Origin of the sequence: Amycolatopsis sp. NPDC051106, assembly GCF_040682775.1 — a bacterium.
Taxonomy (GTDB): Bacteria; Actinomycetota; Actinomycetes; order Mycobacteriales; family Pseudonocardiaceae; genus Amycolatopsis.
In genome coordinates, this window is the sequence record NZ_JBFBBQ010000007.1 from 21,525 (window position 1) to 43,597 (window position 22,073).

General features: G+C 70.6%; 21 protein-coding genes. 18 read left to right on the top strand and 3 right to left on the bottom strand.

Going from position 1 to position 22,073, the window contains the following annotated elements:
• Position 1: 1 nt before the first annotated feature.
• Positions 2 to 925, bottom strand: a complete 924-nt coding sequence (locus AB0M83_RS07925) for a 1,4-dihydroxy-2-naphthoyl-CoA synthase (protein ID WP_364514169.1) — start codon at positions 923 to 925, stop codon at positions 2 to 4.
• Between the two features lie 51 nt (positions 926 to 976).
• On the opposite strand from AB0M83_RS07925, the gene menD reads away from it, so the two are divergent.
• The 3 genes from menD to AB0M83_RS07940 all read left to right on the top strand — a co-directional run bounded on the left by menD (position 977) and on the right by AB0M83_RS07940 (position 5,072).
• Complete coding sequence (gene menD / locus AB0M83_RS07930; protein ID WP_364514171.1) at positions 977 to 2,653, top strand: 2-succinyl-5-enolpyruvyl-6-hydroxy-3-cyclohexene-1-carboxylic-acid synthase; 1,677 nt, start codon at positions 977 to 979, stop codon at positions 2,651 to 2,653.
• Between the two features lie 429 nt (positions 2,654 to 3,082).
• Complete coding sequence (locus AB0M83_RS07935) at positions 3,083 to 4,600, top strand: M1 family metallopeptidase (protein ID WP_364514174.1); 1,518 nt, start codon at positions 3,083 to 3,085, stop codon at positions 4,598 to 4,600.
• Between the two features lie 22 nt (positions 4,601 to 4,622).
• Entirely contained in the window at positions 4,623 to 5,072 is a 450-nt protein-coding gene (locus AB0M83_RS07940; RefSeq protein ID WP_364514177.1) for a DUF3592 domain-containing protein, read from the top strand.
• Between the two features lie 96 nt (positions 5,073 to 5,168).
• Here the strand turns inward: AB0M83_RS07940 and AB0M83_RS07945 are convergent, their stop codons facing one another.
• Complete coding sequence (locus tag AB0M83_RS07945; RefSeq protein ID WP_364514180.1) at positions 5,169 to 5,375, bottom strand: GNAT family N-acetyltransferase; 207 nt, start codon at positions 5,373 to 5,375, stop codon at positions 5,169 to 5,171.
• A 217-nt stretch (positions 5,376 to 5,592) separates the two neighbouring features.
• Positions 5,593 to 6,429, bottom strand: coding sequence for an inositol monophosphatase (locus AB0M83_RS07950; RefSeq protein ID WP_364514182.1), 837 nt, complete (start codon positions 6,427 to 6,429; stop codon positions 5,593 to 5,595).
• 177 nt (positions 6,430 to 6,606) lie between these two features.
• Here AB0M83_RS07950 and AB0M83_RS07955 point away from each other — a divergent pair, with 177 nt between their 5' ends.
• The 15 genes from AB0M83_RS07955 to nuoK all read left to right on the top strand — a co-directional run bounded on the left by AB0M83_RS07955 (position 6,607) and on the right by nuoK (position 22,066).
• The gene (locus tag AB0M83_RS07955; RefSeq protein ID WP_364514184.1) at positions 6,607 to 7,677 is read left to right on the top strand and encodes a glycosyltransferase family 1 protein; all 1,071 of its coding nucleotides are present in this window, start codon (positions 6,607 to 6,609) and stop codon (positions 7,675 to 7,677) included.
• 1 nt (position 7,678) lies between these two features.
• Positions 7,679 to 8,782 carry a glycosyltransferase family 1 protein gene (locus tag AB0M83_RS07960; RefSeq protein ID WP_364514187.1) on the top strand — a complete coding sequence of 368 codons (1,104 nt, stop codon included), beginning with the start codon at positions 7,679 to 7,681 and terminating at the stop codon, positions 8,780 to 8,782.
• A gap of 31 nt (positions 8,783 to 8,813) precedes the next feature.
• Positions 8,814 to 9,503: a class I SAM-dependent methyltransferase gene (locus tag AB0M83_RS07965; protein WP_364514190.1), complete on the top strand. Its 690-nt coding sequence runs from the start codon at positions 8,814 to 8,816 to the stop codon at positions 9,501 to 9,503.
• 10 nt (positions 9,504 to 9,513) lie between these two features.
• Positions 9,514 to 10,800: a geranylgeranyl reductase family protein gene (locus AB0M83_RS07970; RefSeq protein WP_364514193.1), complete on the top strand. Its 1,287-nt coding sequence runs from the start codon at positions 9,514 to 9,516 to the stop codon at positions 10,798 to 10,800.
• A 509-nt stretch (positions 10,801 to 11,309) separates the two neighbouring features.
• Positions 11,310 to 11,729, top strand: coding sequence for an NADH-quinone oxidoreductase subunit A (locus AB0M83_RS07975; protein ID WP_364514196.1), 420 nt, complete (start codon positions 11,310 to 11,312; stop codon positions 11,727 to 11,729).
• A 4-nt stretch (positions 11,730 to 11,733) separates the two neighbouring features.
• On the top strand, positions 11,734 to 12,282 hold the full coding sequence (locus tag AB0M83_RS07980; protein WP_020643101.1) for an NADH-quinone oxidoreductase subunit B: 549 nt from the start codon (positions 11,734 to 11,736) through the stop codon (positions 12,280 to 12,282).
• Positions 12,283 to 12,286: 4 nt separating this feature from the next.
• Positions 12,287 to 13,036, top strand: coding sequence for an NADH-quinone oxidoreductase subunit C (locus AB0M83_RS07985; protein WP_364514198.1), 750 nt, complete (start codon positions 12,287 to 12,289; stop codon positions 13,034 to 13,036).
• Entirely contained in the window at positions 13,033 to 14,415 is a 1,383-nt protein-coding gene (locus AB0M83_RS07990; RefSeq protein ID WP_364514200.1) for an NADH-quinone oxidoreductase subunit D, read from the top strand. Before AB0M83_RS07985 ends, AB0M83_RS07990 begins: the two co-directional genes overlap by 4 nt.
• Positions 14,412 to 15,284 (top strand): NADH-quinone oxidoreductase subunit NuoE, encoded by an 873-nt coding sequence (nuoE, locus tag AB0M83_RS07995; protein ID WP_364514203.1) that lies wholly within the window; start codon positions 14,412 to 14,414, stop codon positions 15,282 to 15,284. Before AB0M83_RS07990 ends, nuoE begins: the two co-directional genes overlap by 4 nt.
• A complete protein-coding gene (nuoF, locus tag AB0M83_RS08000; RefSeq protein ID WP_364514206.1) occupies positions 15,284 to 16,579 on the top strand; it encodes an NADH-quinone oxidoreductase subunit NuoF in 1,296 nt (431 codons plus the stop codon). Before nuoE ends, nuoF begins: the two co-directional genes overlap by 1 nt.
• Positions 16,576 to 19,050 carry an NADH-quinone oxidoreductase subunit G gene (locus AB0M83_RS08005; protein WP_364514208.1) on the top strand — a complete coding sequence of 825 codons (2,475 nt, stop codon included), beginning with the start codon at positions 16,576 to 16,578 and terminating at the stop codon, positions 19,048 to 19,050. The genes nuoF and AB0M83_RS08005 overlap by 4 nt, the downstream gene beginning before the upstream one ends.
• Positions 19,047 to 20,396, top strand: a complete 1,350-nt coding sequence (gene nuoH, locus AB0M83_RS08010) for an NADH-quinone oxidoreductase subunit NuoH (protein ID WP_364514210.1) — start codon at positions 19,047 to 19,049, stop codon at positions 20,394 to 20,396. Before AB0M83_RS08005 ends, nuoH begins: the two co-directional genes overlap by 4 nt.
• Complete coding sequence (nuoI, locus tag AB0M83_RS08015; protein ID WP_364514212.1) at positions 20,383 to 20,910, top strand: NADH-quinone oxidoreductase subunit NuoI; 528 nt, start codon at positions 20,383 to 20,385, stop codon at positions 20,908 to 20,910. The genes nuoH and nuoI overlap by 14 nt, the downstream gene beginning before the upstream one ends.
• Positions 20,907 to 21,770: an NADH-quinone oxidoreductase subunit J gene (locus AB0M83_RS08020; RefSeq protein ID WP_364514214.1), complete on the top strand. Its 864-nt coding sequence runs from the start codon at positions 20,907 to 20,909 to the stop codon at positions 21,768 to 21,770. The genes nuoI and AB0M83_RS08020 overlap by 4 nt, the downstream gene beginning before the upstream one ends.
• Positions 21,767 to 22,066, top strand: coding sequence for an NADH-quinone oxidoreductase subunit NuoK (gene nuoK, locus AB0M83_RS08025; RefSeq protein WP_091303926.1), 300 nt, complete (start codon positions 21,767 to 21,769; stop codon positions 22,064 to 22,066). Before AB0M83_RS08020 ends, nuoK begins: the two co-directional genes overlap by 4 nt.
• Positions 22,067 to 22,073: the final 7 nt, after the last annotated feature.

Here is a 22,073-nt window from a genome sequence, read left to right on the forward strand (position 1 = left end):
CTCAGTAGTAATAGGGGACGTCCTTGAAGTCGGGGTCGCGCTTCTGCAGGAACGCGTCACGGCCTTCGACGGCTTCGTCCTGCATGTACGCCAGCCGGGTGGTCTCGCCCGCGAACAGCTGCTGGCCGACCATGCCGTCGTCGGTGAGGTTGAACGCGTACTTCAGCATGCGCTGGGCCGTCGGCGACTTGCGCGTGATCTCCCACGCCCAGGTCAGCGCCTCTTTTTCGAGGTCGGCGTGCGGCACAACGGCGTTCACCGCGCCCATCTGGTGCATCTGCTCCGCGGAGTACTCGCGGCCGAGGAAGAAGATCTCGCGGGCGAACTTCTGGCCGACCATCTTCGCCAGGTAGGCCGAGCCGTAGCCGCCGTCGAACGAGCCGACGTCCGCGTCGGTCTGCTTGAACTTCGCGTGCTCGGCCGAGGCGAGCGTGAGATCGCACACGACGTGCAGGGAGTGCCCGCCGCCCGCGGCCCACCCCGGCACGACCGCGATCACCGGTTTCGGCAGGAACCGGATCAGCCGCTGGACCTCGAGGATGTGCAGCCGGCCGGCCCGCGCGGGGTCCACCGTGTCGGAGGTCTCGCCGCTGGCGTACTGATACCCGGAGCGTCCGCGAATACGCTGGTCACCACCGGAGCAGAACGCCCACCCGCCGTCCTTGGGCGACGGGCCGTTGCCGGTGAGCAGGACACAGCCGACGTCGGAGCTCATCCGGGCGTGGTCGAGGGCCCGGTAGAGCTCGTCGACGGTGTGCGGGCGGAAGGCGTTGCGGACCTCCGGGCGGTCGAACGCGATGCGCACCACGCGTTTGCCGCCACGGCTCTCAGCGGAGCGGTGGTAGGTGATGTCGGTGAAGGCGAAACCTTCGACCTCGGTCCACGCGGCGGGGTCGAACAGCTCGGAAACTCGGGCGTCATCCACGTTTGGGAGAATAGGACCTGTGGACACAAGCGATCAGTCTGGAGCCTGCCGGTGAACCCTTCCACCGCGCAGGCCAGGGTCATCGTCGACGAACTCGTCCGCAACACCGTCTCGCACGTCGTCCTCTGCCCGGGCTCCCGCAACGCGCCGCTGTCGATCGCGCTCTATGACGCGGCGGCGGCCGGGAAGCTCCAGCTACACGTCCGCATCGACGAGCGCGGCGCCGGGTTTCTCGCCCTCGGCATCGCCGCGCGCACCGGCCGCCCGGTGGCCGTGCTCTGCACGTCCGGCACCGCGGCCGCGAACTTCCACCCGGCGGTGCTGGAGGCCGACCGCGCCGGCGTCCCGCTGATCGTGCTGACCGCCGACCGGCCGCCCGAGCTGCGGGCCGCGGGGGCGTCGCAGGTCATCGACCAGCACCGGCTGTTCGGCAACGCCGCCCGCTACTTCGACGAGCTGGCCGTCGCCGAGCGGCGGGCCGGCCAGAACTCGTACTGGCGCAGCCAGATCTGCCGGGCGTGGAACGCCGCCTACGGCGAGTGGCGCTGCGGGCCGGTGCACCTCAACATCCCATTCCGCGAGCCGCTCGTGCCCGATCTCGACGATGACGGGGAGTGGTACGAGTCCCTCGACGGCCGTCCCGACGGCTCCCGGTGGACCGAGCTGCCGGACTTCGGCGCGTTGCCGTCGTTCGTGGTGCCCTCGGCGCGCCACGGCCTGGTGATCGCGTGCGACACCGGCGTCCAGGCGGCCAGCGAGTGGGCCGAGCAGCACGGCTGGCCGGTGGTGTCGGAGACGGGTGGGCTGGGGTTGTCCGGCGGCACGGCGATCTCGTCGGGCGCGTGGCTGCTGGGTGTCGAGGAGTTCATCGCGAAGCACAAGCCGGAGCAGGTGCTCTGCCTCGGCCGGCCGACGGTGTTCCGGCAGATCCAGAAGGTGATTTCGGACCCGTCGATCGAGGTCCTGCTGGTGCGCCCGGACTCGGACTGGCCGGCGCCCGCACACAACGTCCGGCAGGTCGGGCAGTGGTTCGACGAGCCGACCAAGCCGGCCGACCCGGAGTGGCTGGCGAGCTGGCGCCGGGCCGACGCGGCGGCGTCTTCGGCGGTTTCGGCAGTGCTGGACGCGGAGCCGTGGCCGTCGGGGCTGCGGGTGGCGTCCGAGCTGGTGGACGCGCTGCCCCCGGACTCCCTGCTGGTGGTGGGCTCGTCCAACCCGACGCGGGACGTGGCGCTGGCGGGCCGCCTGCGCCCGGACGTCCTGGTGCACCGCAACCGCGGGGTGGCGGGCATCGACGGAACGGTCTCGACGGCGATCGGCGCGGCGTACGTCCACCGCGGGCCGTCGTACGCGCTCCTGGGTGACTTGACGTTCCTGCACGACGCGTCGGGGTTGCTGACGGGCCCGGCGGAGCAGCGCCCGGACCTGACGATCGTGGTGTGCAACGACGACGGCGGCGGCATCTTTTCCCTGCTGGAGCAGGGCGCACCGGAGCATTCGGCGAGCTTCGAGCGGGTGTTCGGCACGCCGCACGGGGCGGATTTGGGCGCGTTGTGCGCGGGGTACCGGGTGCCGCACGCGGTGGCGGAGACGTTGACGGAGTTCCGCGCGGCGTTGCGCCCGGCGCCGGGGCTGCGGGTCGTCGAGGTGCGGGTGGACCGCTCGCGGCACCGGGACCTGCACGGCCGGCTGCGGTCCGCGGTCGGCTCGGCCGTCTCGGCGGCCTGACCAGCGCGGGGCTTTCGGCTCGGCGCCGACCGTGCGTGTCTTGGCGCGCGGTAAGTCCGAGCGAGTGGTGCCGACGGGGTCGGCTGGCGTACCCGGAGGGTCGGTTCGCGTATCTGGAGAGTCGGTTCGCGTACTCGGAGGGTCGGCTCACGGGGTCAGGCGGGTCGTGCGGTCGGCTCGGCCGTCTCGGCGGCCTGACCTGCGCCGGGCTTTCGCGTACCCGGAGGGTCGGTTCGCGTATCTGGAGAGTCGGTTCGCGTACTCGGAGGGTCGGCTCACATGGGGCTGGCTGATCGCGGGCGAAACCGCTTCGTCAAGCCGTTTCCGATCTTGATCCCAGTAGGCAAGAACCTTCCTTCGCCGGTACCTGGGTGCTGCCCGGCTGGCTACGTTCGAGCGCGCTGATCCTCACCCGTTGGAGGGATTCGAATGCGTGCAAGAACTCGCACCGGCCTAGGTGTGCTCGCGGCCGGGGTTGCCTCGGTGCTGCTCGCCGGTACCGCCAGTGCGGCCCCGGCGCCCGGTGCGCCCGGCGTCGGTGACTCCTACTACCCGAACGCCGGCAACGGCGGGACGGACGTGCTGCACTACGACATCCGCCTGACCTACCAGCCCGCGACCGACGTGCTGGCGGGCACGACGACGCTGCTGCTCACCGCCACGCAGGACCTCTCGCGGTTCGACCTCGACTTCGCGCTGAAGGCGTCGAGCGTGCGCGTGAACAACCGCCCCGCGCAGTTCGCGAACCAGACCGGCAACGGCGAGCTCGTCGTCACCCCGGCGCAGCCGCTGCTCAAGGGCCAGACCGCGACCGTCGTCGTCGCTTACTCGGACACGCCGTCCACCGAGACGGTCGACGGCCTCAACGCCTGGAAGAAGGGCTCTTTCGGCGCGCTAGGCATCGACGAGCCGCAGAGCTCGGCGTGGTGGTTCCCGGCCAACGACCACCCGACCGACAAGGCCACCTACGACGTCACGATCGAGGCGCCGGACGGCAACGTCGCCGTCTCCAACGGCAGCCTGGTGCGCACGACGAAGAGCCGCGCCGGCTGGACCCGCTGGCAGTGGCGCAGCACGAAGCCGCAGGCCACCTACCTGACGTCGTTCATCGTCGGCCAGTACGAGCTGAACCAGTCGACGACCCCGGAAGGCAAGCCGTTCATCACGGCGTACGGCTCCGACCTCGGCGACTCGCTGTACGCGGCGAAGGCCAGCGTCGAGCGCACGCCGGAGATCAACGAGTTCCTGGGCACCCAGTTCGGGCCGTACCCGTTCGAGGCCGAGGGCGGTGTCGTGACCAGCGGCATCACGTTCTCCCTGGAGAACCAGACCCGGCCGACCTACGGCGCCCGCAACTTCCGCGCGGGCTCGAACACGACGCTGATCGCGCACGAGAACGCCCACCAGTGGTTCGGCGACGACGTCTCGCTCGGCCGCTGGAGCGACATCTGGCTGAACGAGGGTTTCGCGTCCTACGCCGAGTGGCTCTGGTCGGAGCACGAGGGTGAGGGCACGGTCGCCGAGCTGGCGCAGTACACCTACGACTCGAACGCGGCCGACGCCGACCTGTGGAAGCTCGTCCCGGCGGACCCGGGCGCGGACAACCAGTTCGACAACGCGGTGTACGACCGGGGCGCGCTGACGCTCCAGGCGCTGCGGACCGCCGTCGGCGACGAGGCGTTCTTCAAGATCCTGCAGACCTGGCACGCGCAGAAGGCGGGCAAGGACGGCCGGATCCTGGAGTTCATCGCGCTGGCGGAGAAGATCTCGGGCAAGCCGCTGCACGACCTGTTCCAGACCTGGCTGTACACGGCGGGCAAGCCGTCGGTGGGCCCGAACGGCGCTACCGCGTTCACGGCGCGTGCGGCCTCGGCCTCGGTGAAGCCGAAGTCGTTCGACCAGATCCAGGCGAACCACCGGAATCTCGCCGCGGAACACGCGCACTGAGCGAGACCGCTACGCTCGCCGCGTGAGCACGAGAGGTGAGCGGGTGAGGCGCGTCGGGTGGTGGACCGCCCTCGGCGTCGCCTCGCTCCTCACCGTCATGTGCGTGTGCCTCCTGTTCGCGGCGATCCGCAACGACGGCGCGATCGCGGCCCAGCTCGGCACGGCGAACGCGACGGTGGACTCGGTGGCGTTCGACCGCACGATCATCCACTTCGAGACCCCGGACGGCATCGTCCACAGCCCGGCGAACGGCGTCCTCTACCCGGACGGCCTGGCCGCAGGTCAGCTGGTCCGGATCGAATACGACGCGTCCGACCCGGAGCTGGCCCGGGTGGCCGGCCGGTCGGCGACGTTGACGCTGCTGCCGCTGGGGAGCTTCGTGTTATTCACGTGGCTGGTGGCGGGGCCGCTGCTGTGGTGGATCCGCCGGGTCGACAAGCGAGCCAAGACGCCAGCCACGTCTTCCGCGTGATCTCGTACTCGACTTCCCCGTGCTCGGCCCCTTCGACCGGATCGTCGTAGTCGGCGGCCGAGGTGAACGCCCTCGCGAACGTGAGGCCGGCCGAGGTCATCGTGGCGCCACCAGCCGCCGAAGTCCTCGCCGGCGAAGCCCATCCAGAAGCCGAACCCGGGAGCGGCGGCGATGCGCCCGTTCGACCTCGTCCCGGGTCGCGGCCCAGCTGGTGAGGTACCGCATGACCTCGGGGTCGGAGTCCAGCTCCGGCTCGAGGTGCTCGTCGGCGAGCGGCACGAGCGTGAGCCGCAGCGCGGGCATGCCCCGATCCTCACAGCGCACGCAACCCGTTTAGCCCGCGTGCGCCGGCCGTGGCCCCGACAGAACCCCACCACACCCTGGGGGCCGTGCCCTGTCCCAGTCTATCGGCGGCCGTAGTCCCGAAGGGGTGACGCGGCAAATCTGTGGACAGCCGCACCCATTGTGGATAACTCAGCCGGTGCGTCTTCCGCTGCTCAGCCCGCGCGCCGTTCGCTGTTTAGCCCGCGTGGGCCGTCTCCTGCCACCAGCCCAGCACCTCGTCCGCCACCCCCGGCGCCGCGACCAGCAGGCCGTCGGTCGGCAGCGCCGTGTCGTCGCCGTGGCGGTCCAGCACCACCGCCCCCGCCTCGATCGCCATCGCGACGGAACCGGCCACGTCCCACTCGTGGTAGCTGTGCAGCACCGCCGCGGCCGCGTGGCCCAGCGCCACCTGGGCGATCGACAACGCCGCGGACCCCAGCACCCGCACCCCGGTGCGCGCCGCCGCCGCGCGCTCGATGAAGCCGCCCATCCCCGGCCACGGGCCCTGGCGCGCGAACTCCGTGAAGACCAGCGCGCCCGCCGTCACGCAGCGGTCCTTCAGCTTGACCGGCTTGCCGTTCGCGCGGGCCCCTCGTCCGCGCGCCGCGGCGTAGATCTGGGCCCGGTACGGGTCCGCGACGACCCCCACCACCGGTCCCGCGGCGTCCACCAACGCCAGGCTGTACGCGCACCACGGCACCCCCGCCACGTAGTTCGCCGTGCCGTCGACCGAGTCCACGACCCAGCGGTACTCGGCGACGTCGGCGCCGTGGTCCGCGCCGAACTCGTGGCCGACCACCGGGATGCCCGGGAACTCCGCGGTCAGCACGCGCCGGGTGTGCCGCTCGAGGATCCGGTCGGTGTCGGTGACCCAGTCGAAGGGCGAGTCCAGCGTCGACGGGTGGGCGCCGCGGCCGGCGGTCGCGGTGATCACGTCGGTGGCGTCGTTGGCCAGCCGTCCGGCCACTTCGAGCGCCCTCGACAGCAAGCCGGGCTCGACGGGCCGCGGCGGCCGGGAGGACAAGAGGGTCATGCCTGCTTAGTCTGGGCCCCGCTGGTTTCCGGGACACGACCTTGAGATGACATGTCGTGGCCGATCTGTTCCGGCAGCGTTGGCCGCAGTGTCACGCCGCCGCCAGGATCGGGTGCGATCGTCCAAGACGTGCGAGTCGCCATAGTCACCGAAAGTTTCCTGCCCCAGGTGAACGGCGTGACCAACTCCGTCCTGCGGGTCGTCGAGCACCTGCGCGAACGCGGGCACGACGTGCTGATCATCGCCCCCGGTCCCGGCCCGGACTCCTACCGCGGCGCTCCCGTCGTGCGGATCCCCGCCCTCGACTTCCCCGGCGTCGGCTCCCTGCCGATCGGCGTGCCGACGCGCACGGTGCTCACCGCGCTCGCCGCGTTCGGCCCGGACGTCGTGCACCTGGCCTCGCCGTTCGTGGTCGGCGCGCGCGGGCTGGCCGCCGCCCGCCGGCTGCGCGTCCCGTCGATCGCCGTCTACCAGACCGACATCGCCGGGTTCGCCGCCGCGTACGGCTTCGGCATCGGCGCGCGGGCCGCGTGGCGCTGGGTGCGGCGGCTGCATTCGCGGGCCGACCGGACGCTCGCCCCGTCCAGCGACTCCGTCGAGCAGCTGGAGCTGCACGGCGTCCCGCGCGTGCACCGCTGGGCGCGAGGCGTCGACATCGAGCGGTTCTCCCCGGACCATGCTGACCCGGCGCTGCGGGCCGAGCTGGCGCCGGACGGCGAGCTGCTCGTCGGGTTCGTCGGACGGCTGGCGCCCGAGAAGGAGGTCGACCGGCTGGCCGCGCTCGCCGGGCTGCCGGGGATCCGCGTGGTCGTCGTCGGCGACGGCCCGGAACTGCCCGCCCTGAAGGAACAGCTGCCCGGAGCGGCCTTCCTCGGCGCGAAGTACGGCGAGGAGCTTTCGAAGGCGTACGCGAGCTTCGACGTCTTCGTCCACACCGGCCCGCACGAGACGTTCTGCCAGGCCGTGCAGGAGGCCATGGCGTCCGGCCTGCCGGTCCTCGCGCCGGCCGCGGGGGGCCCGAAGGACCTCGTCCTGCCCGGCCGCACCGGCTACCTGCTGCCCGCGGACCGCGAGCTGTTCGGCCCGGCGCTCGTCGAGAAGGTCGGCGCCCTGCGCGATCCCGCGCTGCGGGCGAGGCTCGGCGAGAAGGCGCGCAAGGTGGTGCTGGGCCGCACCTGGCCCGCGGTCTGCCGCGAGCTGATGGGGCACTACGAAGCCGTGCAGGGCCGGGCCGCCCGCGCGGCCTGACATGCACATCGTCCAGCTCGCGAACTTCTACGGGCCACGTTCGGGCGGGCTCCGCACGGCGCTGCACCACCTCGGCGCCGGGTACGTCGCGAGCGGGCACGAGGTCACGCTGGTGGTGCCCGGCACGCGGTACGCCGACGAGGTTCTGCCGACCGGCGTGCGCCGGTTCTCCCTGCCGGCGCCGAAGCTCCCGGGCACCGGCGGCTACCGCGCCGTCGACCCGCACCGCGTCCGCGCGGTCCTGCGGAAGCTCGAACCCGACCGGCTGGAGGTGTCGGACCGGCTGACGCTGCGGGGGATGGGCGGCTGGGCGCGGCGCCACGGCGTCCCGAGCACGGTCATCTCCCACGAGCGCCTCGACCGGCTGCTGGAGCAGTTCCTGCTGCCCGAGCCGGTGGCGCGCCGGGTCGCCGACGTCGCGAACCGCCGGATGGCCGCGAGCTACGACACGGTCGTCTGCACGACGGCGTTCGCCCGCGCGGAGTTCGACCGGATCGAGGCGCCGAACGTCCACCGCGTGCCGCTCGGCGTCGACCTGGCGACGTTCCGGCCCGCCATGCGCGACGCCGGCTGGCGCGCCGGCCTCGCCGGGGGAGCGGACGCCCTGCTCGTCCACTGTGGACGCTTGTCGCCGGAGAAGCACGTGGAGCGCAGCGTCGACACGGTGGCGGAGCTGACGGAGGCGGGCGCGCGGGTCCGGCTGGTGGTGGCGGGCGACGGGCCGCGGAGACGCGCGCTGGAACGCCGGGCGCGCGGCCTGCCGGTGACGTTCCTGGGGTTCCTGTCCGGCCGCGGCGACGTCGCCAGGCTGCTGGCCAGCGCGGACGTCTCCCTGGCGCCCGGGCCGCACGAGACGTTCGGGCTCGCGGCCCTGGAAGCGCTGGCGTCCGGGACACCGGTGGTGGTGTCGGCGTCGTCGGCGCTGCGGGAGATCGTGCGTCCCGGGTGCGGCGCGGCGGTCGACGACCACGCGCCCGCGTTCGCGGAAGCGGTGACCGGGCTCTTGGAAAGCCCGGAGGACTTGCGCAGGGCGGCCGCGAGGGCGCGGGCGGAGGAGTTCACCTGGCCCGCGGCGGTGGCCGGGATGCTGGCCACCTTCCGCTGAAGGTCCCGGCGGACCGGTCTAGATTCAGGTCATGTCACGCGCAAGCCTGGACAAGGACCCGCACGAAGTCGCCGCGATGTTCGACGGCGTCGCGTCCGGGTACGACCGGGCGAACTCGTTCATGACCTTCGGCTTCGACCGGCGCTGGCGCACCACCACCGCCCGCGTGCTCGACGCCCGCCGCGGCGAGAAGGTCCTCGACCTCGCCGCCGGCACCGGGGTGTCCACCGTCGAGTACGCCCGCGGCGGCGCCTGGTGCCTGGCCGCGGACTTCTCGTTCGGCATGCTGCGCGCCGGGCTGCACCGCAACGTCCCGATGGTCGCGGCGGACGCGCTGAACCTGCCGTTCGCCGACGAGAGCTTCGACGCCGTGACGATCTCCCTCGCCCTGCGCAACTTCGTCGACCCGAAGGCCGCGCTCACCGAGATCGCCCGCGTGGTCAAGCCGGGCGGGCGCCTGGTGATCTGCGAGGTCTCGACGCCGCCGTTCGCCCCGATCCGGTTCGTCCACCGGCGGTTCATGCTGAAGCTGCTCACCTGGGTCGGCAAGCGCACGTCGTCGAACCCCGAGGCCTACTCCTACCTGGCCGAATCGATGCTGACCTGGCCGGACCAGCGCACGCTCGGCGAGATCATCGCGAGCGCGGGCTGGGCCGACGTCGAGTGGTTGAACCTCACATTCGGCGTCGTGGCGATCCACCGCGCGCGCAAGCCTGCCTAAACTCGCGGGTATGAGCCGTCGTAGCCCAGATCAAGACGCCGAAGTCATCGTGGTCGGCGCCGGACCCGCCGGGTCCACCGTCGCGACGTACCTCGCCCGGTCGGGCGTCGACGTGCTCCTGCTGGAGAAGACCGAGTTCCCCCGCGAGAAGGTCTGCGGCGACGGCCTGACCCCGCGCGGCGTCAAGCAGCTCATCGACCTGGGCATCGACACGAGCGAGGACGCCGGCTGGGTGCACAGCCGCGGTCTGCGGATCCTCACCGGCGACCTCACGCTCGAGCTGGACTGGCCGGACCTGACGAGCTACCCGCCGTACGGCGTTTCCCGCACCCGGCACGACTTCGACGACCTGCTCGCGAAGCTCGCGGTGAAGGCGGGCGCCCGGCTTTACGAGCGCACCACGGTCACCGGCGCGATCACCAGCCCGGCCGGGCGCGTGGTCGGCGTCGAGGCGAAGGTCGGCCCGGAGCGGACGCCGGTGAGCTACCGCGCGCCGCTGGTCCTGGCCTGCGACGGCGTGTCCGCGCGGCTCGCGCTGAGCGTCGGCATCCAGAAGAACGAGAAGCGCCCGATGGGCGTCGCGGTGCGCCAGTACTACAAGAGCCCGCGCCACGACGACCCGTTCATCGAGGGCCACCTCGAGCTGTGGGACCGCTCCGACCCGCGCGACCCGAAGCTGCTGCCGGGCTACGGCTGGGCGTTCCCGCTCGGCGACGGCACGGTGAACGTCGGCCTCGGGATGCTCTCGACGTCGGCGTCGTTCCGGAACACCGACTACCGCGCGCTCCTGCGCCAGTGGCTCGACGGGACGCCGGAGGAGTGGGGTTACCGCGAGGAGAACGCGATCGGCAAGGTCGGCGGCGCCGGCCTCCCGATGGGCTTCAACCGCACCCCGCACTACCGCGACGGGCTCCTGCTGCTGGGCGACGCGGGCGGCATGGTCAGCCCGTTCAACGGCGAAGGCATCTCGGCGGCGATGGAGTCCGCGCAGATCGCGGCGGAGGTCGTGGTCCAGGCGCTGGCCCGCCGCGAAGGGGCTTCGCGCGAGCGGGCGCTGGAGGCGTACCCGCGCGCGGTGGGGGAGCTGATGGGCGGCTACTACCAGCTGGGGAACGTCTTCGCGAAGATCATCGGCAAGCCGAAGATCATGCACGCGTGCACGAAGTACGGGCTGCGCATCAACAAGCTCCTGCCGCTGGTCTACAAGGGCCTGTCGGGCTGCTATGACGCGAAGGGCGGCGACGGCGTCGACCGCCTGATCTCGGCCCTGGCCCGCGTCACCCCCACCCCGCGCTGACCCCGAAACCCGTCACTTTCCCTAGGAAAGATGCGTCTTGAGGGCCCTCAAGACGCATCTTTCCTAGGGAAAGCTCAGGGTTGGTCGCGCGCGCGGACACTCGGGTGGCCTAGCAAGTTGGCCGTGCGGTCAGTGGGATAGCTCACACCTCGATGTCCGGTTTGTCCGGCCGGTAAGTGATCTTGAATGACCTTCGTGCAGGTCGCGCGGGCGCTGTTGCCGAGCCGTGACAACGTTGGCGCCGGAAGTTAGGACACCCTTATAACACGGGGGCCTAGGGACAAGAATGTGAGTCGCGTCCTACACTCCCCCCATGCTTTGTGAATCCCTTCACATCCACGACGAGTGGCTTGTGAACTATTTCACAAGCACCTTGAGGTCCAGCCACGGGCCGTAAGGAGACCCTGACCCTCGGCGGTGTGACCCAGGTCCCTTAGGGTGCCGACGAGGCCAAGCGGTTCCCACCACAAGCACAACCGCATCGGCGCGGAAAGGATGGCGAAGACCCCGTGCTGACGTTGCTGACCCGAACCGACACGGTGCAGCTGGCGCAAGAGGCCCCCAGCCTGAAGCCCTACCTGCCCATCGTGATCCTGTTCGTCCTCGCGCTCGGCTTCGCCGTGCTGTCGGTGCTGCTGGGCCCGCTCGTCGGCCCCAGCCGGTACAACAAGGCGAAGCTCGAGGCGTACGAGTGCGGCATCGAACCGTCCCCGCAGCCGCTCGTCGGCGCCGGGCGGATGCCGGTGGCCTACTACATCACCGCGATGATGTTCATCCTGTTCGACATCGAGATGGTCTTCCTCTACCCGTTCGCCGTGCAGGCGAACGCGCTGGGCACGTTCGGCCTGGTGGAGATCCTGCTGTTCATCGCGACGGTCGGCTTCGCGTACGCCTACGTGTGGCGGCGCGGCGGCCTGGATTGGAACTAGACCCATGGGCCTCGAAGAGAAACTCCCCAACGGCATCCTGCTGGCCAGCCTCGAAGGTCTCGTCAACTGGTCGCGCAAGAACTCGATGTGGCCGGCCACCTTCGGGCTCGCCTGCTGCGCGATCGAGATGATGACCGTCGGCGGTTCCCGCTACGACATCGCCCGCTTCGGCATGGAGCGCTTCAGCGCGACGCCGCGGCAGGCCGACCTGATGATCGTCGCCGGCCGGGTCACGCAGAAGATGGCGCCGGTCCTGCGGCAGATCTACGACCAGATGGCCGAGCCCAAGTGGGTGCTCGCCATGGGCGTCTGCGCCTCCTCCGGCGGCATGTTCAACAACTACGCCGTGGTCCAGGGCGTCGACCACATCGTGCCGGTCGACATGTACCTGCCCGGCTGCCCGCCGCGGCCGGAGATGCTGCTGGACGCGATCCTCAAGCTGCACGCCAAGATCCAGGACGAGCCGATCAACGCCCGCCGCGCCGCCATCCGCGCCGCCAGCGGGGCCCGCACCGAGCTCGTCGCGTCGTCGATCAAGTACGCGAAGAAGTAGAGCGATGACTGAGAACCCGCAACCCGGCGAAGAGCAGTCCAGCGCCGAACGCGCCGAAACCGGCCTCACGGCCAAGGGGCAGGGCGCGGCCGAACCGGTCGTCACCGGCCGCGAACGCCAGGGCATGTTCGGTGTCCACGGCACCGGCGACACCTCCGGCTACGGCGGCGTCCGGCTCCCGGCCTACAGCCCCGCGCCCGCCGAGCGCCCGTACGGCGGCTGGTTCGACCAGTTCGCCGACGAGTTCTACGCGGCCCTGTCGGACAACAAGATCCCCGCCGAGGCGATCCTGCAGACGACGGTCGACCGCGGCGAGATCACCTTCTACGTCGCCCGCGAGCACCTGCCCGCGATCGCGAAGGTCCTGCGTGACGACGGCGGTCTCCGCTTCGAGCTGCTGTCCTCGGTGTCCGGCGTGGACTACGGCGTCGACGTCCCGCAGCGGCTGCACTCGGTGTACCACTTCACGTCGCTGACCTACCGCCGCCGCATCCGGCTCGAGGTCACCCTCGACATCGAGGACGCGCACGTGCCGTCGCTGGTCGGGCTCTACCCGACCGCCGACTGGCAGGAGCGCGAGGCCTGGGACATGTTCGGCATCGTCTACGACGGCCACCCGGCGCTGACCCGGATCCTCATGCCGGACGACTGGGACGGCCACCCCCAGCGCAAGGACTACCCGCTCGGCGGGATCCCGGTCGAATACAAGGGCGCGGAGATCCCGCCGCCGGACCAGCGGAGGTCGTACTCGTGAGCAGCACCGAGAACCTGTCGGACGTCACGACCGGGACGAGCACCACCGAGACCGGCAGCGACAGCACCGACAACGTCAACTACGCCGATTCCCGTGACACCACCGAAGGCCGCGTCTACTCGGTCTCCGGCGGCGACTGGGACGACGTCATCGCCGACGCGGCCCACGACGAGCGCATGGTCATCAACATGGGCCCGCAGCACCCGTCGACGCACGGCGTGCTCCGGCTCGTGCTGGAGATGGAGGGCGAGACCGTCACGCAGCTGCGGTCGGTCATCGGCTACCTCCACACCGGCATCGAGAAGAACTGCGAGTACCGGACCTGGACCCAGGGCGTCACGTTCGTGACGCGCATGGACTACCTGGCCCCGCTTTCGACGGAGATGGCGTACTGCCTCGGCGTCGAGAAGCTGCTGCAGATCGAGGCCCCGCGCCGCGCGCAGCTGCTGCGCGTGATGCTGCTGGAGATCAACCGGATCGGCTCGCACCTCGTCTACATCGCCACCGGCGGCATGGAGCTCGGCGCCACCACCGCGATGACGCTCGGCTTCCGCGAGCGCGAAGAGGTGCTGCACCTGCTGGAGCACCTGACCGGCCTGCGCATGAACCACGCGTTCATCCGCCCCGGCGGCCTCGCGCAGGACATGCCGGCCGACTACCACGAGAAGGTCAGCGAATTCATCAAGACGATGAAGCAGCGCCTTCCGTTGTACGACAAGCTGTTCACCGGTCAGCCGATCTGGCGCAACCGGCTCAAGGGCGTGGGTTACCTGCCGGTCGACGCGTGCCTCGCGCTCGGCGTCACCGGCCCGGTGCTGCGGTCCGCGGGCCTGCCGTGGGACCTGCGCAAGACCGAGCCGTACTCCTGCTACGACGAGTTCGACTTCGACGTGCCCGTCGACAACGGCGCCGACTGCTGGTCGCGCTACCTGATCCGGGTGCACGAGATGCACGAGAGCCTCAAGATCATCGAGCAGTGCCTGGAGAAGCTCGAGCCGGGCCCGGTCATGGTCGAGGACAAGAAGGTCGCCTGGCCCGCGCAGCTGTCCATCGGCAGCGACGGCATGGGCAACTCGCTCGAGCACGTCAAGAAGATCATGGGCCAGTCGATGGAGTCCCTGATCCACCACTTCAAGCTGGTCACCGAGGGCTTCAAGGTGCCGGCCGGGCAGGTCTACACCTCGGTCGAGTCGCCGCGCGGCGAGCTCAGCGCGCACCTGGTGTCCGACGGCGGCACGCGGCCGCTGCGGGTCCACGTGCGCGAACCGAGCTTCGTGAACCTGCAGTCGATGCCCGCAATGGCCGAAGGCGGCCTGGTCGCGGACGTGATCGCCGCGATCGCCTCGATCGACCCCGTCATGGGGGGAGTGGACCGATGACCTCAGCTGTTCCCGAACCGGGACCGAACGACGCCGCGACGACGTACGCCGCGGCCGGCCCGGACACCGACGTCGTCGCCATCGCGCCGGACCCCGGGGTGGCCGCCGGGATCATCGAAGACACGCCGCTCGAAGACATCTTCGACGAAGGTGTCGTGGCGCGGGCCCAGGACCTGATCGCGCGCTACCCGATGTCCCGCTCGGCGCTGCTGCCGATGCTGCACCTCGTGCAGTCGGTGCAGGGCTACGTCAGCCAGGAGGGCATCGCGTTTTGCGCGAAGCAGCTCGACCTGTCCGACGCCGAGGTCAGCGCGGTCGCGACGTTCTACACGATGTACAAGCGCAAGCCGTGCGGCGAGCACCTCGTGAGCGTCTGCACCAACACGCTGTGCGCGGCCATGGGCGGCGACGCGATCTACAAGAAGCTCCAGACGCACCTCGGGTCCGAGTCGGAACCGCTGGGGCACAACGAGACCGCGGGCACGCCGAACGAGCCGGGCTCGATCACCCTCGAGCACGCCGAGTGCCTCGCGGCCTGCGACCTCGCGCCGGTCATCCAGGTCAACTACGAGTACTTCGACAACCAGACCGAGGAGAAGGCCGTCGCGCTGGTCGACGCGCTGCAGGCGGGCAAGCGCCCGGCCCCGACGCGCGGCGCCCCGCTGACGAACTTCAAGGGCGCCGAACTGCAGCTCGCCGGGTTCTTCCCGGAGGACGAGCGCCAGTACCGCACCGACGTCGACGGCCCGTCGCAGGCCGTCGAGACGCTGCGGGGCGCGCAGCTAGCGCAGGAGCGCGGCTGGGTCGCCCCGGTGGCTCAGGACGTTCCGCTTCCGGCTGTGCCCGTTAAAGAGGGGGAGAAGAAGTAATGGCCGACCCCATCACTCCGGTCCTCACGAAGCGCTGGCTGTCGCCGAACTCCTGGCAGATCGGCACGTACGAGGCGCTCGAGGGCTACACGGCCGTCCGCAAGGCCCTCGCCGGGACGCCGGAGCAGCTCGTCCAGCTCGTCAAGGACTCCGGCCTGCGCGGCCGCGGCGGTGCCGGCTTCCCGGCCGGCATCAAGTGGTCGTTCATGCCGCCGAACTTCGACAAGCCGCACTACCTGGTGATCAACGCCGACGAGGGCGAGCCGGGGACCTGCAAGGACATCCCGCTGATGATGGCGGACCCGCACTCGCTCATCGAGGGCTGCATCATCGCCTCGTACGCGATGCGGTCCAACCACTGCTTCATCTACGTCCGCGGCGAGGCGCTGCACTGCATCCGCCGCCTCAACGCGGCCGTGCGCGAAGCCGAAGCGGCGGGCTACCTGGGCGAGAACATCCTCGGCTCCGGCTTCGACCTCAAGATCACCGTGCACGCCGGCGCCGGCGCGTACATCTGCGGTGAGGAGACGGCGCTGCTCGACTCGCTGGAAGGCCGTCGTGGCCAGCCGCGGCTCAAGCCGCCGTTCCCCGCGGCCGCCGGTCTTTACGCCGCGCCGACCACGGTCAACAACGTCGAGACCATCGCGAGCGCGCCGTTCATCGTCAACGGCGGGTCGAGCTGGTTCCGCGAGATGGGCCGCGAGAAGTCGCCCGGCCCGAAGATCTACTCGATCTCCGGCCACGTCGAAAAGCCCGGCCAGTACGAGTGCCCGCTCGGCACGACGCTGCGCGAGCTGCTGGACATGGCGGGCGGCATGAAGGACGGCATCCCGCTCAAGTTCTGGACCCCGGGCGGCTCGTCCACCCCGATGTTCACCGCCGAGCACCTCGACGTCCCGCTGGACTTCGAAGGCGCGGCGGAAGCGGGCTCCATGCTCGGCACCACCGCCGTCCAGGTCTTCAACGAGACCGTGTCGGTGCCCTGGGCCGTGATGAAGTGGACCCAGTTCTACGAGCACGAGTCCTGCGGCAAGTGCACGCCGTGCCGCGAAGGCACGTACTGGCTGGCGCAGATCCTCGAGCGGATGGTCGAGGGCCACGGCACCGAAGAGGACATCGACACGCTCCTCGACGTCTGCGACAACATCCTCGGCCGGTCGTTCTGCGCCCTCGGCGACGGCGCGGTGTCGCCGATCCAGAGCGGCATCAAGTACTTCCGCGAGGAGTTCCTCGCGCTGTGCGAGAAGAACCGGCACGAACAGACCAAGCCCGAACTCGTGGGAGCGCAGGCATGACGATCGCGCCCGACAAGCCCGAGACCCGAGAGACGCCGGTCCCCGAAGGCCACGTCAAGCTGGTCATCGACGGCGAAGAGGTCATCGCCCCCAAGGGCGAGCTGTTGATCCGCACGGCCGAACGCCTCGGCACGGTCATCCCGCGGTTCTGCGACCACCCGCTCCTCTCGCCGGCCGGCGCCTGCCGCCAGTGCCTGGTCGAGGTCGAGATGGGCGGCCGGCCGATGCCGAAGCCGCAGGCGTCCTGCACGATGACCGTCGCCGACGGCATGGTCGTCAAGACGCAGCTGACGTCGCCGGTCGCGGACAAGGCCCAGCAGGGCGTGATGGAGCTCCTGCTCATCAACCACCCGCTGGACTGCCCGATCTGCGACAAGGGCGGCGAGTGCCCGCTGCAGAACCAGGCGCTGGCCCACGGCCGCACGGAGTCCCGGTTCGTCGACACCAAGCGGACGTTCCCGAAGCCGCTGCCGATCTCGACGCAGGTGCTGCTCGACCGCGAACGCTGCGTGCTGTGCCAGCGCTGCACCCGGTTCTCCAGCGAGATCGCCGGCGACCCGTTCATCGAGCTCCTCGAACGCGGCGCCCACCAGCAGATCGGCACCGCCGAGACGGCGGACGTCCTCGACCTCGCGTCGCGGACGACGAGCGGCCAGCCGTTCCAGAGCTACTTCTCCGGCAACGTCATCCAGATCTGCCCGGTCGGCGCGCTGACCAGCGCCGCCTACCGGTTCCGCTCCCGCCCGTTCGACCTCGTGTCCGCGCCGAGCGTGTGCGAGCACTGCTCGTCCGGCTGCGCCGAGCGGACCGACTTCCGGCGCGGCAAGGTCCAGCGCAAGCTGGCCGGCGACGACCCCGAAGTCAACGAAGAGTGGATCTGCGACAAGGGCCGCTTCGCCTTCCGCTACACCGGCGCCGAGGACCGCATCCGGCGTCCACTGGTCCGCAACCGCGAGACCGGTGAGCTGGAAGAGGCGTCCTGGACCGACGCGCTGCGCGCTGCCGCGGCGGGTCTCACCGAGGCCCGCGCCAACGGCGGCGTCGGGGTCCTGCCCGGTGGCCGGCTGACCGTCGAGGACGCTTACGCGTACTCGAAGTTCGCCCGCGTCGCGCTGCAGACCAACGACGTCGACTTCCGCGCCCGGCCGCACTCGGCCGAGGAGCTGGCCTTCCTCACCTCGCACGTCGTGGGCGTGACGCCGGAGTCCGGCGTGACGTTCGGCGAGATCGAGCGCGCCCGCACGGTCCTGTGCGTGGCGTTCGAGCCCGAGGACGAGGCGCCGATCGTGTTCCTGCGGCTGCGCAAGGCGGCCCGCAAGAACCGCACCCGGGTCGTCCACCTGGGACAGTGGACGACGTCGTCGGTGCGCAAGACGCTCGGCGAGCTGCTCGCCTGCGTCCCCGGCCAGGAGGCCGCGGCCGTCGAAGGCATCGCCAAGCACGCGCCGGACCTCGACGAGGCCCTGCGCGGCGAAGGCGCCGTCGTCCTGGTCGGCGAGCGCGCCGCCCAGGTGCCCGGCCTGTTCTCCGCGCTGCACGACCTCGTCGAGCGCACCGGCGTCCGGCTCGCGTGGATCCCGCGCCGCGCCGGCGACCGGGGCGCGCTGGCCACCGGCTGCGTCCCGACGCTGCTGCCGGGCGGGCACCGGGTGGGCGACGACGCCGCGCGCGTCGCCGTCGAAAACGCCTGGGGCGTCCCGATCCCGGCCGCACCGGGCCGCGACACCACCGGCATCCTGCGGGCGGCCTCGGATCGCGAGCTGGGTGGCCTGGTCGTCGGCGGCGTCGACCCGTTCGACCTGCCGGACCCGGACCTGGCGCTGCGCGCGCTGGATGCCGCAGGGTTTGTGGTCAGCCTCGAGCTGCGCCACAGCGCGGTGACCGAGCGCGCGGACGTCGTGCTCCCGGTGGCCGCCTCCGACGAGAAGGCGGGCAGCTACCTCAACTGGGAGGGCCGCACCCGCCCGTTCGACGTCACGATCGAAGGCACCGGCACCCTGCCGGACTGCCGGGTGCTCGACACCCTCGCCGTCGAGATGGACACCGACCTGTTCACGCAGACGCCGGCCGCCGCCCGCGGCGACTTCGAGAAGCTCGCCCCGGCCTCGGCGCTGCGCTGGGGCAACGTCGCCGCCGAAACCGGCGGAGCGACGGCGGCCCCGGGTGCCGGCCAGGCGGTCCTGTCGAGCTGGCGCCAGCTGATCGACAACGGGTCCCTGCAGGACGGCGAGCCGCACCTCAAGGGCACCCAGCGCACGCCGGTCGCGCGGCTGTCCGCGAAGACCGCCGAAGGGCTGGGCACCACCGTGAAGGTGAGCACCGAACGCGGTGCGATCACGCTGCCGGTGGAGATCGCGGACCTGCCCGACGGCGTCGTGTGGCTGCCGGGCAACTCCGACGGCTCCGCCGTGTTCAAGACGCTCGGCGCCGGGCACGGCGCCGTGGTGAACCTCGCTGGGGGTGAACAGTGACACCGTTGCTGAGCGAAGCTGCTGTGGGCAGTGTCCCGGATGCGGCGACGCGTGCGGCGCTGCTCGCGGACGACCCGTTGTGGCTGATCCTGCTCAAGTGCGTGGTCATCCTGCTGATCGGGCCGATCCTGACGATCTTCCTGATCGTCTGGGAGCGCAAGGCGGTCGGCCGGATGCAGAACCGGCCCGGCCCCAACCGCGTCGGCCCCGGCGGCTACCTGCAGTCCCTGGCGGACGCGATCAAGCTGCCGTTCAAGGAACAGATCATCCCGGACACCGCCGACCGCAAGGTGTACTTCCTCGCGCCGGTCATGTGCGTGGTGCCCTCGCTGATCGCGCTCTCGGCCATCCCGTTCGGCCCGGTCGTGTCGATCTTCGGCGAGCGGACCGTCCTGCAGCTGCTCGACCTGCCGGTCAGCGCGCTGGTGATCCTGGCCTGCTCCTCGATCGGCGTGTACGGCATCGTGCTCGCCGGCTGGTCGTCCGGCTCGCCGTACCCGCTGCTCGGCGGCATGCGCAGCGCGGCGCAGGTGATCTCCTACGAGATCGCGATGGGTCTCTCGATCGTCGCGGTGATCCTGCAGGCCGGGTCGCTGAACCTGGCCGACATCGTCGGCGCGCAGCACAAGGCGTGGTTCCTCTACCTGGTCCCGAGCTTCGTCATCTACCTGATCTCGATGGTCGGCGAGACCAACCGGGCCCCGTTCGACCTCCCCGAGGCCGAGTCGGAGCTGGTCGGCGGCTTCCACACCGAGTACAGCTCGATGAAGTTCGCGATGTTCTTCCTCGCCGAGTACGTCAACATGGTGATCGTCTCGGCGTTCGCGACCACGCTGTTCCTCGGCGGCTGGATGGCCCCGTGGCCGCTGTCGCTGATCGGGAACAACGTGCTCAACACCGGCTGGTGGCCGGTGCTGTGGTTCTTCGCCAAGATGTTCATCCTGCTGTTCGGGTTCATCTGGCTGCGCGGCACGCTGCCCCGCCTGCGCTACGACCAGTTCATGCGCCTGGGCTGGAAGGTCCTGGTCCCGCTGAACCTGGTGTGGATCGTCATGGTGACCTTCGCGAAGGTCATCGCCTGGAACACCGCGTCGATCATCATCGCCGCGGTCGCGATCTTCATCGTCATCGCCCTGTTCTTCTACGTCCGCGCGTCGGGCCGCGAAGAGGAGAGCGAGACCATCCCGGTGACCGGCGGCGGTTTCCCGGTCCCGCCGCTGGACCTCAAGGTCCCGCAGACCACCCCGCGTCAGAAGGCTTTGGCCAAGGCCGAGGCGAAGGCGGCCCGGCGCAAGCCGGCAGCCGTCGGTACCGCAAAGGAAGGAGCGCAAGATGGGGTTTCTTGATCCCGTCAAGGGCTTCGGCGTCACCTTCGGGATGATGTTCAAGAAGGTCGCCACCGAGGAGTACCCCGAGGCCGGCGCACCCGCCGCCCCGCGGTACCACGGCCGGCACCAGCTGAACCGCCACCCGGACGGCCTCGAGAAGTGCGTCGGCTGCGAGCTGTGCGCGTGGGCGTGCCCGGCGGACGCGATCTTCGTCGAGGGTGGTGACAACACCGAGGAAGCCCGGTTCTCCCCGGGCGAGCGGTACGGCGCGGACTACCAGATCAACTACCTGCGCTGCATCGGCTGCGGCCTCTGCATCGAGGCCTGCCCGACGCGGTCGCTGACGATGATCAACTTCTACGAGCTGGCCGACGACGACCGCCAGCGGCTGATCTACACGAAGGAAGACCTCCTCGCGCCGCTCCTGCCCGGCATGGAGCAGCCGCCGCACCCGATGCGGCTCGGTGAGAACGAGCAGGACTACTACGTGAACGGCCCCGAACTGGCACGCGGCGGGGAGGGCGTCAAGTGATCACCGCCCTCCTGGCCCAGGCCCCGACGGGTGCCGCGGCCGGCGTCACCACCGGCGAGGCCATCGCGTTCTGGATCCTGGGCCCGCTCTGCCTGCTCGGCGGGCTCGGCATGATCTTCTCGCGCAACGCCGTGCACTCGGCGCTGTGGCTGGTGCTCACGATGCTGAGCCTGGGCGCGCTGTACATGATCCAGTCGGCGCCGTTCCTGGGCTTCACGCAGATCATCGTCTACACCGGCGCGATCATGATGCTGTTCCTGTTCGTGCTGATGCTGGTCGGCCGCGAGAGCTCCGACTCGGTCGTCGAAGTCCTGCGTGGACAGCGGCTCGCCGCCACCGTCCTCGGCATCGCGATGGCCGCGCTGCTGGCCACCGGCATCTACCGGGCGCTGGCCAACGTCACCCCGGCCATCCCGCTCGACTCGACGACGTCGGCGGGCGGCGGGCCGAAGGGCCTGGGCCGGCTGATCTTCACCGACTACCTGTTCCCGTTCGAGCTGACGTCGGCGCTGCTCATCACCGCCGCGGTCGGCGCGATGGTGCTGGCCTTCACCGACCGGCACGGCAAGGGCGGCAAGCAGACGCAGAAGGAACTGGTCGTCGCCCGCTTCCGCGGTGAGCACGACCGGCCCTCGCCGCTGCCCGGCCCGGGTGTCTTCGCCACCGCCAACTCGGTGGCGACGCCGGCGCTGCTGCCGGACGGTTCGGTCGCCCCGGAGTCGCTCTCGGCGATCATCGAGTCCACGTCGGCGATCGAGCTGGCGAGGGAACGCAAGCTGGTGGCGGACGACAAGCCGCACCCCGACGCGCACGCGCTGGTCGGCCCGGACTCTTCGGAAACCCAGGGGGAGAAGGCATGACCCCGACGTACTACCTGCTGCTGTCGGCGCTGCTGTTCGCGCTCGGCGCGGTCGGCGTGCTGGTGCGGCGCAACGCCATCGTCGTGTTCATGTGCATCGAGCTGATGCTCAACGCCGTGAACCTGTCGCTGGTCACGTTCGCCCGGATCAACGGCGGGCTCGACGGTCAGGTCATGGCGTTCTTCGTCATGGTCGTCGCGGCCGCCGAGGTCGTGGTCGGCCTGGCGATCATCATGGCCATCTTCCGCACCCGGCGCTCGGCTTCGGTCGACGACACCAACCTGCTGAAGTACTAGGAGACCC